The organism is Paenibacillus sp. Soil750 (assembly GCF_001428045.1).
Taxonomy (GTDB): domain Bacteria; phylum Bacillota; class Bacilli; order Paenibacillales; family NBRC-103111; genus Paenibacillus_E; species Paenibacillus_E allorhizoplanae.
The window spans coordinates 576,674-591,148 of sequence record NZ_LMSD01000001.1; the positions used below are offsets into that span (position 1 = coordinate 576,674).

The following is a 14,475-nucleotide window of genomic DNA, read 5'->3' on the forward strand; positions in this document are numbered from 1 at the left end:
CTTACAATTATAATAATTTAAGGATAAGGAGTTTTGCTACAATGAAATTTCATAATGTCCAAAAAAAGTTTGCAATCATGCTTATGTTTTCCATGATATTGTCGTTGCTCCTTCCTATAGCAGGAATGGCAGCAGATCTTGAGGTTGAGGTTATGAAACTTCCCCCTGCGGCGGATGCAGCGATCGCGTGGAAGAGCGGAGATACGGCTACGCCAACACTCGCGGATACGAATTACGATAGAAGGAATGGTACAACGGACGGACTCTTCAGTATCTCTTCTACGAGTACCCAAAAGAAATACATGTATTTTAAATTTGATGTGACGGCAGCTTCAGATCCGAGTTATAAATTTATTTTGCAAGTATCTGCTAAATTAGGAACCAACCTGACGACAGCGGATTTTCAGGTTTTCGGATTAAACGACAATTCGTGGCAGGAAAATACGTTTACATGGAACAATGCTTCTGCCCTTCAAAAAGATCTTCAGCAAATGGAGCAGGTCAGTCAATTTACGATTACTACCTTAAATGGCGCTAAGCCGATTTATCATGACATTGATGTCTCTGACTATGTGAGGCAACATTTAGCGGATGGCATCGTATCCTTTGTGGTTGCAGATTCGCTATCATCAGGGAAATCAGTCAACATCTATTCCAAAGATAATACCTCCGTCTCTAATCCGGAAACGCAGCTTCTTGTGAAGCGCATTGTGCAAAGCGATACTACGCCGCCACAATGGCCTGCAGGTGCTGCCTTAAAGTCAATGAATCTAGGTACAGACTTTGTGCAGCTTGTTTGGCCAGCAGCAACAGATGATAGCTCCGTAGCAAACTATAAGCTTTACCAAGATGGCGCACTTACAGCGACCATTGCGGGCAGTAACACGTATACGGCTCAAGGCCTGACACCGAATACTAGTGTATCTTATGCCGTCTATGCTGGAGACGTAGCTGGAAACTACTCTACAGAACCTTTGACCTACAACACAACAACCTTGTCAGCGCCTGTTACACCGATTCCGATTGTCGATGTAAATGCGAGCAGCAGTGACGGGAATGTGGAGAGCAATACATTAGATAATAACTTATACAGTCGTTGGTCAGCATCAGGTGACGGTCAGTATATCATGTTTGATTTAGGTCAAACCAAACGAATCGGCTATGTAGGTATTGCATTTTATAAAGGTGATCTGCGCTCCACTCGAATCGATATTGAGACTTCTAATGATGCTATAGCATGGACAAATGTATGGAGTGGAAACAGCCGTGCGACCACAGCGAATATGCAAGCTTTTGATATTCCAGATACGGATGCTCGTTTCGTGCGTATCATAGGACATGGGAACTCAGATGGCAGCACGTTTACCAGCTTAACGGATGTCATGATCTATGCACCCTATCTAACAGGCGACACTCCAGTTGCCATAGTACCGAACATTACACCAACTGCTCCTCCAGTGACGGTTCCTTTCACCAAAGCAGGATTAACGAATCCAGATGGCACTGTACATGCGCTGCATACACCGAACCCTGTCACAGGAGCAACCCTTAATGTAACTAGTTATGGTGCGGATCCTGCAGATAATGCGAATGATGACCGTGTTGCGATTCAAAATGCCATTAATGCTGCTTCTCCAGGAGACGAAGTTTACCTGCCAAACGGTGTGTATAACCTAATCACTTCGCCAGATGGCTTTGTGAATTTGAAGTTGAAGTCCGGCGTGAATTTACGTGGTGAAAGTGAAAGTGGCACTATCTTGAAATCCAGCATCGATGATATTAAAAATAGTTCCGTTGTGAAGTCATCAAGTCAACACGATATTAAGGTTTCAAACTTGACGATCACATCGACTTGGAATCGCTCATTCTCTCTCGAGCATGCAACGAACAATCCCGATGCAGGTGGTCCCGATAGCAGCATTGCTATAGCTAACTATGGAGAAATTCCATCCTATAATGTGACGATTGATCATGTTACGGTGGAACGTTTTAGACGGATGGCTATCCGTATTGAGAACAGTCATGATGTGGTTGTTCGCCACAGCACATTCCGAAATGCAACAGATCTAGGTGGAGGCGGAGCAGGTTACGGAACCTCCATTCAAGGGATGCCGAAGGTGGATCGACTTGGTTTCGACAATGATACGTATTGGAATGTTGTTGAAGATTCAACGTTTGAAGGACCGTATTTACGTCATGGTTCCCTAATCCAAAATGTCGCGCACAATAACGTTTTGCGTAACAATCATTATATGAATACCAAATTAGACGCCATTGATCTTCATGGTGAGTTAGAATATTTAAATGAGGTGTACGGCAACACCATCGAGAATATTTTGACAGGCGGAGGTGTGGGCCTTGGTAATACGGGGGGAACGGCTCCTTCTAATCATAGTAAATCCGGCCCAAATAACCACATTCATGACAATGTGATCCGTAATTCGCGAGAAGGCATTGTTGTCACGATGGGTACGCCAGAAACGTTGATTGAGAACAATATTATCGAAAATACAACATCGGTCGAAAATGCAGTAGGTATCAATATTCTAAATGGGCCGGGAACTCGTATTGTTAATAACATCATTCGAAATAATACGGCGTCTAATTATTGGGGCATTTTGCTGGAGCATGATAGAGGGGATCAGAATGCTAACTTTATCGGCGCTGGTGATCCTCAGAATGTACAAATTGAAGGAAATGTCCTTACTGGAAATGCAAATGGCATTCAATTACAAGCTGGCGCTAACATTCTGGTAAATAAGAATCGCTTAAACAATTTGGGCACCAATTATGATAAGGCAGCTGGAGTTACTGCGACAGAGGTATGGCCTTCTACGGACAGTACGTTAAGTGGTTTGGAGGTGAATGCTGGTACATTAAGCCCGGCATTTGATCCAGCAGTGACGGAGTATGTGTCTTCTGTTCCAAAAAGCACGTCTGAGCTTATCATTTCACCAACGACAGGAAGCGGCGAGGCTGCTTTGACCGTAAACGGTGCTCCAGTTGTTAGTGGATCACCTTCCAATGCCGTTCAACTGCAGGTTGGTGAAAATGTCATAGTACTTGTCGTTACCGCAGAAGATACAACGACGAAGACTTATCGACTAGTGGTAACGCGTTTACTCTCAGACAATGCGAATTTAGGTAACCTAACTATCGACGTGGGTACGTTTGTATTTAACCCTTTGCTTACAACCCAAACGGTCAATGTATCTACTGGGAATTCTAAAATACAAGTAACACCAACCACATCAGATAGCACAGCTACCGTGACCGTAGACGGAGGAACTGTTGTAAGCGGTTCTCCTTCTAAAACAATCAAATTGCATCCTGGTCCGAATGAAATTGCTATTGTCGTTACCGCAGAAGATTCGTCCATGATGTCTTATCTCTTGACGGTAATCCGGGGCAAGGACAAAGACAAGGATATATAAGAAATAAAAAAGCTTGATCAAGCCCAGTGCACTACTGGGAATTGATCAAGCTTTTTTATTTCTGCTAGTATCTTAGCGGTTATCAATTTTCTCTGGATATAGATCGTGATTCATCAAGCGATGCTCAGCCATGGCTTCGTACTTCGTACCTGGTTGACCCCAGTTACAGTAAGGATCAATGGAGATGCCGCCGCGAGGCGTGAACTTGCCCCATACTTCGATATAGCGCGGATTCATCAAATCGATGAGATCATTCATAATAATATTGACACAATCCTCGTGGAAATCTCCGTGGTTGCGGAAGCTGAAAAGGTATAGTTTCAAGGACTTGCTCTCGACCATTTTGATCGTAGGAATATACGAAATGTAGAGGGTAGCGAAATCCGGTTGTCCAGTTACAGGACATAAGCTTGTGAACTCCGGGAAGTTAAATTTGACGAAATAAGCCCGATCGGGGTGTTTATTATCAAATGCTTCTAAGAGTGTAGGGTCATAATTGAACACATATTTCGTGCCTTGATTGCCCAGAAGGGTAATCTCTTTCAAGTCTTCATTACTTCTTCCTGCCATGGGTAAATCCTCATTTCATAGTTTTTTAGAGAGGGAGTTTGCGAACCTCTTCTATAAGCAGATAGGTCCGTAGGTCCGCTCATAGAGGTGACTTCCTATTTCATGAAATGTATCATATTTTGCAGGAAAAAGCATCTTTGGGCCGGGTGGCAATTATTACTGACTTGTGCATATCGTCTAGCTTACGCTTACAGCAACACGGGTTGGCCTAGTGCCACGGATTTGTAACCCGCTAAGGCGACAACAGTTGAACGTAATCCATCTTCCCCTGTGATCGGCACCTGTTCGCCATTCAGCAACGCTTGAACAAATGCTTTCACTAAGTAAGCATCCATGGAGTCACCCCAGAAGTTCCATTGGCCTTTTCCGTTATCTAAGCTATATAGCTCGTTCTTTTGAGCAAAAGCATCGATGGAGAGCGTTCCTTTCGTACCCACAATCGTCATCGTCACATCTCCCCAAGTAGGGAAAGCGGCATTCCGCGACCAGCTTGTGTCTAAGACGCCGATTACCCCATTCGCGAATTTGACATGGATCATGCCCGCATCATCGATCTCTAAATTTTCATTGAATAATGTAGCCGCATAAGCATAGACTTCTTTCACTTCGGATTGGGTCATCCAATTCATCAAGTCCATGACGTGTACAGTATGATCTAATAAGGCACCGCCGCCAGATAGCTCGGACTGGAGGAACCAGCCTGAAGGGAGTGAGCCACGATTGGTTCCCTTTATGGCCACGATCTCACCGATTTCGCCGTGTTCGATTGCCTCCTTGGCTTTAACAACTGAGGCCAAATAGCGGCAAGGGAATGCGGTCATCAATTGAACACCGTTTTCTTTACAGGCGGCAATCATGGCCTCCATTTCCGAGACTGAAACGCCAAGCGGTTTTTCACAAAGCACGTGCTTGCCTGCTTTCGCCGCTGCGATCGTGATCTCTGCGTGGTGCACGTTCTCGGAACAAATGACAACAGCATCCAGATCCGTAGCGAGTAAATCCTGATAACGCTCATAATGAGGCAATCCGTATGCAGCGGTTACTTTTTCCACGCGGCTGTGACTCTCGTCTGCAAAACCCGTGACCTCCACCTGCGGGATTGCTCGTAGTGATTCCAAATAAGAGTATGCATGGCCGTGCGCGAAACTGATCATACCTACTTTTAATTTCTTCATACTGTTTCCTCCCCGAACGTTGAGCTCGTCTTCAGTTGGACAGATTTCCCCGTACGAACTGATTCCAGTGCAGCCATCGTAATTTCTAGTGCTTTATAGGCATCGTTCGCAGTAACGATAGGCTCACTTCCATCTCGGATGCACTGGATGAAATGGGCAATCTCCAAATCATAAGGACTAGCGTATCCCGGACTTTGCGGAACTTCCGCGAAACGTCTGCCTTCTGAATCGGAAGGGGCTTTGCAGATGTGGAGTGAACTGCTTTTTTGGCTGTCGCTGCGGATGATGCCTTTGCTGCCTGCAATTTCCACGGCGGTTTGGAACGGTCCTTGGTAACCCCAGAAGGCTTCCACGTTGGCAACGGCTCCGTTTTCAAAAAGAAGTGTGACTAGCGCATAATCCAAGTCATTGACGCGTTGGTTCAAGCCATATACGGACTTCACATCGCCGATAGCCCAACGTAGAAAATCAATATCGTGGATCATGAGATCGGTAATGACGCCTCCGCTTTTCTCGGAATCTTTGAACCATGGTCTGACATCACCAGGGTGTGAACCGATTCGTTTGGCATGAATGACGCCGACTCGTCCTAACTTGCCCTCATCAATGGCTTGCTTCATTTGTACATATTCAGGGAAGAAGCGAACGACGTGTCCGACAAACAAGCGGACGCCGTATTGCTCGCAACCTTGGATCATAGCTGCTGCATCCTCTAAATTAAGGGCAAGTGGTTTCTCGCATATCACATGTTTGCCAGCTTGTGCCGCTTTTAACGTATATTCCTTATGTAAGTAGCTTGGCAGTGTCACACTGACGATATCGAAATCAGCCTCGTTCAGCATGGCTTCAAAAGTCGTATAAGCAGGTGCTCCTGTCTTAACGGAAAGTGCTTGTGCTAGCTCGATATCCAGATCGCATACACCTGTCAACTCCACATCAGGCATATTGACATAGCTGAGGGCGTGCACATTCCCCATCCCCCCGCAACCAACGATCGCTATTTTCATGCCAAATTCACTCCTCATATTATCGTATGAAAATATGTAACTAAGTAATATGATATAGGTATTGTAAGGTAGCGTATATGCGGACATTTATTCAGTTTATATCCAAATTTGTCATCAGGGAAAGAGCGGTGTTTGTGAGCCATGCATATTTATAAAGAGCCTATCCCTTATCAGAACCCCTCATTATGCATGAAAGTGTGGCGATTCACCCAGTCAGGGGCAGAAAAAGAGTACGGAAATACCTGGCATTATCATAAAGAGATTGAATTCATTTTAGTTGAGCAAGGTATCCACGAAATTCAGACACCGAATCAAGTCTACTCGCTCAAAGCCGGGGATGTGATGCTAATCGGCTCCTCCCAGCTGCATAGAGGACGCAAAATAAGTGATAAGGATCTCGTCTATATCGTTCTACACATTGACCTCCAGCCTTATTTTGATCCGGCAATGATGAGGTATTATCGAGATTTTTTGGAGATTTTTCATCCGTTAGAAGCGCTCAATTATATTTTCCAAGAAAATGATCAAGTGAAGAAAGAAATTGCCAAGATTATTACGGATACCCATGATGAAGTTATGGGAACTAAGAAAGGGTATGAAATTGCGGTGAGCATGCACATCAAGCATCTGCTCTTAATGCTGCTTCGCCATGACAATCGGGATCTGTTAACGACACATGGCAATGTGGATGGGGATGCGGATATCATTCGGTCGCTTGTTGTTTATGTGGACGAGCATTTGACGGAGAAGATCGATATGGGAGAGGTCAGTCGAATCGCTGGTATGAGTTATTCGTACTTTTCGAAATATTTTAAGAACAAGATGGGAGCCTCATTTATCGACTATGTTAACCAGAAGCGTATTTCAAAAGCGGAGCGGCTGCTCGTTACTGAAAAACGGAGTGTGAACGAAATCGCAGAGTCGGTTGGAATAGGAAATATGGCGCATTTCTATGAGTTGTTCAAACGATTCAACGGCTGTACACCTAAACAATATCTGCACAAAATGAACGTAAGCGACAGCTAATTTGAATAGATCGATGCTTGTAGAAAAAGGTTGACAACGGAGTGGAATTATTGAATTATGAACTTGGAAACAAATCTGAAACAAACCAGATACAATGGAATTCAAGTGAATAGGTTTTATTAGTGAACTAGATGAGAATCAGAATGGGATTTGAAAAATTCGCTTCGAAGGCAAAGTGAAGTAAACGGAGGCCATAGGATGATACAACTATCAAATCTGGAAGAGTTATTAGCGTATCAAGTTAATACGATTAAGGATGGGCAGCTTGTCTATGTGGATGGGTATTATCAAAAGGGAGACGGTGGCTCCAAGCTAGTTCGTTGGATGATTGGCAGCACCGAAGCCGACAACGGCGGCACGATTCATGATCCTAGACATGGTGGGAGCGGTCGATGGAAGACCGTACATAACGGGGTAGGAGATTTTCGGTGGTTCGGCATTCTAGACGCGACAAGGGATGCAGACGACGCCTTGGATGCGATGGTGAACGATGTATCGATTCATCGGATTGAGTCACATTCTGATCTTAACTTTGTCAGAAGACATACGTACGACCGCAGCAACATCGAACTCGATTTTGGAGGGCGTCGTGTCACAACAGTCGGGATCGAGCTAAATGCGAAAAGCAATCCATTCGGAGCTGTTATTTTTTTTCAGGGGAAAGCAACAGGAGAAACACAGACTCTTACACTCTCTGCTAATCTTCTAGAGCAAACCGACGTGCTAGAGGTGCTAGATACGACGTCTTTTGAGGTGGGAGACTGGTGGGTAGCGAGGATTCAGAACCATCCGGAAGGCTATGCGCAGCGCGAGTTGGATTATATGGTGCAGGTCACAGAAATCATAGACGATAGCCATATTCGTGTGAATTATAAGCTCGGATGGACGCTTGCTGCGGGACGGGAAATCACGTACAAGAAAATGCAGCCTGTCATACACAGTCACATCAGGAATATGAACTTTATAGGTGTTTCTGTGCCTGATAATGGGTCGACGAGCATAAAGCCATCTGAAGATTGGGATCAGATAGGATCACATCCCATTGCCTATGAATTCGCCGTTGCTTGCAATGTTAGCGACGTCACAGCCACTAAGGTATTCTGGCCGGTCATTGAGCGGCGTTATTGCACTCATTTTGTGACGGAGCGTTGCAAGCTAATGAACCCAGAGGAAGTGATCTGGGGAGGAACCGGATACCTGACGCAGCAACTCAACGTGTTGTACGGTCATGTCCGAGATTGCCATACAAGCAACGCCCGTCACTTAAACGATTTCACATGCGGAGCATACTGCATGGTGGAGAACTGCCATGGTGATGGTGATGAACATGGCTCTTTTGTCACACACGGTCAATACGAGCATGATCTGACGTTTATCGGGAATTCAGGTTTATTATCATTTGCCAACAGTGGTACAACATGGGGAGATAGTGCGAAACGAATCTCCGTGAAAAAGCATGTGGCTTCGCGTGTAGTTGCACACAAGCGAATTACAGATTTGACACTGGAGGATGTTCATGCCGTCTGGAAAGAGGGATTAGTGGATTCCGGTACGATTTGGGCTAACGCAGATGGGCTGCAAATGCGAGGCTGTACGGCGGACACGATGCTTACACTTTCACAGAGCTCATCTCGTTCACAGCGAAGTAATCTTGCGGATGGTTGTTCATTTGGCATGACAAAGGGGGTTGAAATCGCTCGTATGCCCGATAATCCCCATGTAGGATTTCGGCCAGTTATGACGGATTTCACGATGCAGAATTGCCAATTTCACAACGTTGATGATAATTCCCTAGGTAGTATTAACAAACTAGTTTTGATGAATACATGGTTTAAAGGAGCTTCTCCAGAGGCAAAACCCATTCAAGTTTGGTGTCCTGAAGTGGTTATGCAAGGCGGTGGTTGTGAAAATAGCGGCATGATTTTGATGGGCGCATTTCATCCCTATGAGAAAGGTGCAAGTGACCAGTCCATTACGGTCGATGGCGGCACGGTGTTCAGTGGGACGAATGCAGCAAAGGCCTATTTGAAACGAGGCGACGTGTCAGGAATCGTAACGTGGGTGATCGGCGAGTGCAAAAGCTCAGCAATGGATGCCGAGACGGCGCATTTCAACATACATAACGGCTCTAATAAAATGAGAGCGATAGGTTCTCGTTTCTCTGGAGGCAAGTATGAGATTGCGGAGAGAGCGTTCAGCCATGATTCCTATTTACTCATGATGGCCTGTGTAGAAGAAGGAGTCGATAGGTCATCTCTTCCGGTTGAATCGGATAGGGTGAGACATAAAGAGGGAAACATCATAATTTAATAACCTTTGGAGCCTGTCTTTTCATAGATAGGCTTATTTTATGTCATATCCATGTTATGTAATGAAGGGAAATTGGTTACTTAATGTTAGAATAACTAACACTGTAAGCGATTCCAAATTAAAAAGTTATTGACAACACGCATGTCAGCTACTTATAATAAAAAACATCAGAAACAAACCACAAAAGAATTAACTAGTCATTGTGATGTACTTTATAAATTAGAAATAAACCAGAAAAGAGGTAGGGGTTATGAAAGCAGTAAAGGGCATCAATGGGTCAGCACAAGTGTTGGAGCTTCCGAACCCGGAAATGATTCCTCAATTTGTCAAAGTGAAGACGGAATACTCAGTCGTTAGTGTAGGTACCGAGCTAATGATGATAACCAATAATGGGGATGCCAATTTAGGCTATAGTGCTAGTGGCATTGTTATGGAGATAGGGGAAGGTGTTACACACGTCATCCCTGGACAACGAGTGGCTTGTTATGGGGTGCCAGCGCATAGGGAACTCCTGCTTGTTCCCAAGCATTTGGTTGTACCTGTGCCAGAAGGCGTGACTCAGGAGGAAGCGGCATTTGTCGGTATTGGTGCTATTGCGATTCATGCCTTGCGTCAAGCTAAACTAAGCTTTGGGGAAACGATTATTATCGCGGGGCTTGGCATACTTGGGCAAGTCATTGCCCGTATTGCGCATGCAGCGTCTTATAAAGTCATTGGTTTAGAGTTAATTGAGGAACGCTGCCGAACGCTTGAGGCTATTGGTGCAATTGCCTGCCGCACTAAGGATGAGCTTCAGAAGGCTGTGGAATCCGATCCAGGCTGTAAAGGTGCAGATGCGGTTATGCTTTGTGCGAGCAACCGGAAGTTTAGTATGATAGATGATGCAATTGGTTGGCTGCGGGATCGCGGTCGTGTTGTGATCGTCGGGGATACTGGAACGGAATTTGATCGGGATCTGCTATTTATGAAAGAAGCGAGTGTTCATATTTCACGTGCGGGCGGTCCTGGTCGCTATGAGGAAACCTATGAGCAGCAAGGGGTCGATTACCCGATAGGCTATGTTCGTTGGACGGAAGGCAGGAACATGGGGGAGTTTTTACGTTTGATCGCACAGAAAAGGATTGATATTCAATCGCTGATTACCAATGAGTGCGCACTCGAAGAGTTACCTACCATGTATCAAAGCTGCTTTGAAAAGCCGCAGAAATCGATGGGTATTGTCGTGCGATATGAACAACCCAATCCCGCCGGAGTAGCAGATTCCTTTAACAATTAATAAAGGAGGTGATGGGGTATGCGAGCAAGTGTGAAGTCGATATCTGGTGAACACATAGGAAGAAGACGAATGACCACGCATGTTTGGAAAACGTTTCTCCGATACAAATGGTTGTATTTACTTATGGTTCCGGGGATCGCGTATTACATTATTTATCACTATGTGCCGATGTTCGGACTCGTGATTGCGTTTAAGAAGTATAACCTCATGAAGGGATTATGGGGGAGTGAATGGGTTGGCTTCGATAATTTTCGAACGATATTCGCCTCGCCGGAGTTTCCTAGTTTAGTCCGAAATACGCTTCTGATCAGTGTGTATCGTATTTTGTTTAACATGCTTCCAGACGTCATGTTGGCACTTATTTTAAATGAAATTCGTGCTCCTTGGTTCAAAAGAATTGTACAAACGATCACCTATGGGCCTCATTTCTTATCATGGATTATCGTGTACGGTCTTGTGTTTTCATTCTTTGCGCCTGGTGCGGGGCTAGTTACGACGTTCTTTCGAGATATGGGTTGGGGAGAACTTGATGTGTTGACCAACTCGGACTATTTCCGTTCCCTGCTAGTAACGTCAGATATTTGGAAAAGCACTGGTTTCGGAGCCATCATTTATTTGGCAGCACTGGCCTCGATCAACCACGAATTATATGAAGCAGCTGTTGTAGATGGCGCAGGTCGTTGGCGGCAATTGTGGCATATTACGCTCCCAGGTATTCGCGAAGTGTTCATCTTACTGTTAATCTTGCGAATCGGACATATTATGGATGCCGGCTTCGAACAAGTATACATATTCTTGAACGCACGCGTTTACGATGTGGGAGATATCCTAGACACCTGGATCTTCCGCCGAGGTATTGAACAAATGGAATTCAGTGTCCCAGCGGCTATGGGCGTTTTCAAATCAGTAATCGGTCTAGTGCTCGTTATTGGAGCGAATAAACTGGCCAAAAAAGTCGGCGGGTCCGGCATCTGGTAAAGGAGGCATCGTTATGCCATTCATGCTTAAGAAAACCAAATCAGACCGCATTGTAGATGCCGTTCTTTACACCGTACTCGGACTTTTCTGTTTAGCAACGCTGTTTCCAATCTACTTTGTCTTCATTATGTCCATCACACCCTATACGGAAGTGCTCAAGAACGGTGGATTTGTCATCGTACCGCATGCGATCACATTCGAAGCATTCAAAACGATTTTCTCCAGCAACACTGTGCCCAAAGCTCTGCAAGTATCGATATTCGTAACGGTCGTTGGTACAGCGTGCAACCTAGCCATTACGACGATGCTGGCCTATCCGTTATCGAAGAAATTTTTACCGGGGCGCAATATCGTCCTGATGGGCATCGTGTTTACCATGTTGTTCTCAGGGGGGATCATCCCCATGTATTTGACGGTGAAAGCCACGGGCTTGATGGATTCATTATGGGCACTTATCATTCCAGGTCTTGTCTCGTCCTTTAATATTCTGATCATGAAGACCTTCTTCGAAGGCCTTCCCTATGAAATTGAAGAGGCGGCGAAAGTCGATGGCTGCAGCGACATTGGTACACTTATGCGGATTGTGCTGCCGCTCTCGATGCCGATTATGGCAACGTTGGGATTGTTCTACGGTGTGAATCACTGGAATGCTTACTTCGGCGGGGTCATGTATTTAAATGATCGCAGTCTATATCCGATACAGGTTGTGCTGCGGAATATGATTGTGTCACCGGCCATTAGTCAGGAGCTTGCGATTTCTCAATCTTCATTAAATACCATGCCGCCGGAAACCATCAAGATGGCAACCGTTGTGGTGGCGATCATACCAGTTCTAATCGTGTATCCGTTTCTACAAAAATATTTCGTCAAAGGCATGCTGTTAGGTGCTGTCAAAGGATAAGCCTAACAGCAACTTTACTACAATTGGCTGTAAGCCAGTCACGTATTAAGTACGAGGAGGTGACAACGGGAAGTAGATCTACAGTGGTTATTACGCAAACGATTCGTATCCATTGATTTGACGGAAGTAATGGCTTGAAAGTAGTTTCATACGCGTTCTCATTCTTCTAAAACGAACAGGGGGGTCTTTCATTTGAAAACGTTATCAAAAGTAACTACGCTATTATTAGCATCTTCGCTGGTCCTTGTCGCATGCACGAGTTCGAAAGAGGAGGCTTCTAGTTCCCCAACTAATACGGCGGTGACAACGTCGTCGAGCCCAGATGCCAAGAAGGAAAAACTAGACCTGAGTTGGATGGTTATCGCAGATGCAAGCGCCCAACTTCCTTCGGCCGATAAAGACTTCGTGAAGAAAGCGATTGAAGAGAAATTCAATGTCTCACTGAAAATGACCTACTTGCCGTTTGGCCAAGACTATACCAATAAATTGAATACGATGATCGCATCTGGCGACATTCCCGACGTGTTCTACGCAGACGGTGTACCTTCTAATAATTACATCCGTGATGGTGTTGCGAGAGATTTGACGGGGATTGTCACACCGGCCAAAATGCCAAACTACTTCAAGAATTGGGTGTCGGAAGCAACGTTGAAGTCGTATCAGGTACAAGGTGCATTCAAGCGTGCCCCTGTTCCGTACGAAACTAGTTACTACCGTACCTTCTATATTCGGAAAGACTGGCTCGACAAGCTTAATTTAAAAATGCCGACGAACTACGACGAGCTAGTGAGTGTCATGAAAGCTTTTACGTTCAATGATCCAGACGGTAATGGCAAGAACGATACGTATGGTTTTACAGCGGCAGGCGGCGGTGCAAGCATTTCGATGGACTTCCCAGAATTCCTGAAAAACGGCTTTGCTGGTGACACATATGTAGAAAATGACCAGTTCATCGACGTTCGTACCGATATCCGCATGCAAAATGTGCTTACAGATATCAAGGCACTACTGGACATGAAAGTTGTCGATCCGGACTGGTTCCTGAACAAGTATGGTCAACATTTTGACAAAGCTGCACAAGGTAAAGCAGGTATTGTGATTGGTCAAGGCAGAGACCTTGCTTTCGATAACAATCCGGCTGGATTGCAAATGAAAGCGAAGGCTGCAGGTCAAACAACAGCAGACTGGGAGCCGTTCCATCCGTGGGAGAAAACCGGTACTTGGGTAGAGACGATTCCACAAAACCCGTTCTTGATCAGCTCCAAAAGCTCAGATGCCAAAGTACAGCGCTCTATTGAAATTCTGGATTGGCTCGCTGGAGAGGAAGGCTTCTTGCTGACGCGTTACGGGAAAGAAAACGTGGATTACAAACGTAATGGAAAAGACATCGAAGTCAATCAGGACGCCTACAAAAAAGATGTGATCGACAATAACAACTTTATTGAAGTGTATGGTTGGTTTACACCGCGTAAACCGGAAGTGTTCAGTTTGAATATCATTGATCCTAAAGTAACCGAGCGAGATAAGAAAATTGTTGAAAAAATCAACTCATATAAGATTCTTCCGTCAGTGGGTACCGCTCTTACTGTTAAAGAAGGTATGGATATCGGAGCCATGCGCAAGCGAATGAATGAGCTGCACGTTCAAATCTTGTATAAAGAGAAGGACGCTGCTAACTGGCCGCAATATCGCCAAGAAGTGATGACGAAATTCGGCGGCAAAGCGATTTTCGATAACTATGCGGAACTTACATCCACAGCCAAAGGCAAACCGATTAAGTTTAAATCGGACAACTAAA

General features: G+C 45.1%; 10 protein-coding genes and 1 riboswitch. Of the genes, 7 read left to right on the forward strand and 3 right to left on the reverse strand.

Translation table 11 applies throughout. The features are described 5' to 3' along the window. Positions 1 to 41 precede the first annotated feature (41 nt). Positions 42 to 3,434 (forward strand): cadherin-like beta sandwich domain-containing protein, encoded by a 3,393-nt coding sequence (locus ASL11_RS02535; RefSeq protein WP_056609290.1) that lies wholly within the window; start codon positions 42 to 44, stop codon positions 3,432 to 3,434. Positions 3,435 to 3,506: 72 nt separating this feature from the next. Here ASL11_RS02535 and queF read toward each other — a convergent pair whose 3' ends face one another. The 3 genes from queF to ASL11_RS02550 all read right to left on the reverse strand — a co-directional run bounded on the left by queF (position 3,507) and on the right by ASL11_RS02550 (position 6,186). Further along, a complete protein-coding gene (gene queF / locus ASL11_RS02540) occupies positions 3,507 to 4,004 on the reverse strand; it encodes a preQ(1) synthase (RefSeq protein ID WP_056609292.1) in 498 nt (165 codons plus the stop codon). An 11-nt stretch (positions 4,005 to 4,015) separates the two neighbouring features. Next, positions 4,016 to 4,059, reverse strand: a riboswitch (PreQ1 riboswitch). A gap of 133 nt (positions 4,060 to 4,192) precedes the next feature. After that, a complete protein-coding gene (locus ASL11_RS02545; RefSeq protein WP_056609293.1) occupies positions 4,193 to 5,179 on the reverse strand; it encodes a Gfo/Idh/MocA family protein in 987 nt (328 codons plus the stop codon). Beyond that, complete coding sequence (locus ASL11_RS02550; RefSeq protein ID WP_056609295.1) at positions 5,176 to 6,186, reverse strand: Gfo/Idh/MocA family protein; 1,011 nt, start codon at positions 6,184 to 6,186, stop codon at positions 5,176 to 5,178. The genes ASL11_RS02545 and ASL11_RS02550 overlap by 4 nt, the downstream gene beginning before the upstream one ends. A 141-nt stretch (positions 6,187 to 6,327) precedes the next feature. On the opposite strand from ASL11_RS02550, the gene ASL11_RS02555 reads away from it, so the two are divergent. From ASL11_RS02555 to ASL11_RS02580, 6 genes are all read left to right on the forward strand, one after another. After that, on the forward strand, positions 6,328 to 7,212 hold the full coding sequence (locus ASL11_RS02555; protein WP_056609297.1) for an AraC family transcriptional regulator: 885 nt from the start codon (positions 6,328 to 6,330) through the stop codon (positions 7,210 to 7,212). A gap of 198 nt (positions 7,213 to 7,410) precedes the next feature. Beyond that, the gene (locus ASL11_RS02560) at positions 7,411 to 9,522 is read left to right on the forward strand and encodes a hypothetical protein (RefSeq protein ID WP_056609299.1); all 2,112 of its coding nucleotides are present in this window, start codon (positions 7,411 to 7,413) and stop codon (positions 9,520 to 9,522) included. Positions 9,523 to 9,772: 250 nt separating this feature from the next. Beyond that, positions 9,773 to 10,798, forward strand: coding sequence for a zinc-dependent alcohol dehydrogenase (locus tag ASL11_RS02565; protein WP_056609301.1), 1,026 nt, complete (start codon positions 9,773 to 9,775; stop codon positions 10,796 to 10,798). Between the two features lie 18 nt (positions 10,799 to 10,816). Continuing rightward, entirely contained in the window at positions 10,817 to 11,776 is a 960-nt protein-coding gene (locus tag ASL11_RS02570) for an ABC transporter permease (protein ID WP_063795445.1), read from the forward strand. A gap of 13 nt (positions 11,777 to 11,789) precedes the next feature. Continuing rightward, on the forward strand, positions 11,790 to 12,677 hold the full coding sequence (locus ASL11_RS02575) for a carbohydrate ABC transporter permease (protein ID WP_056609303.1): 888 nt from the start codon (positions 11,790 to 11,792) through the stop codon (positions 12,675 to 12,677). Positions 12,678 to 12,869: 192 nt separating this feature from the next. Next, entirely contained in the window at positions 12,870 to 14,474 is a 1,605-nt protein-coding gene (locus ASL11_RS02580; RefSeq protein WP_056609305.1) for an extracellular solute-binding protein, read from the forward strand. Position 14,475: the final 1 nt, after the last annotated feature.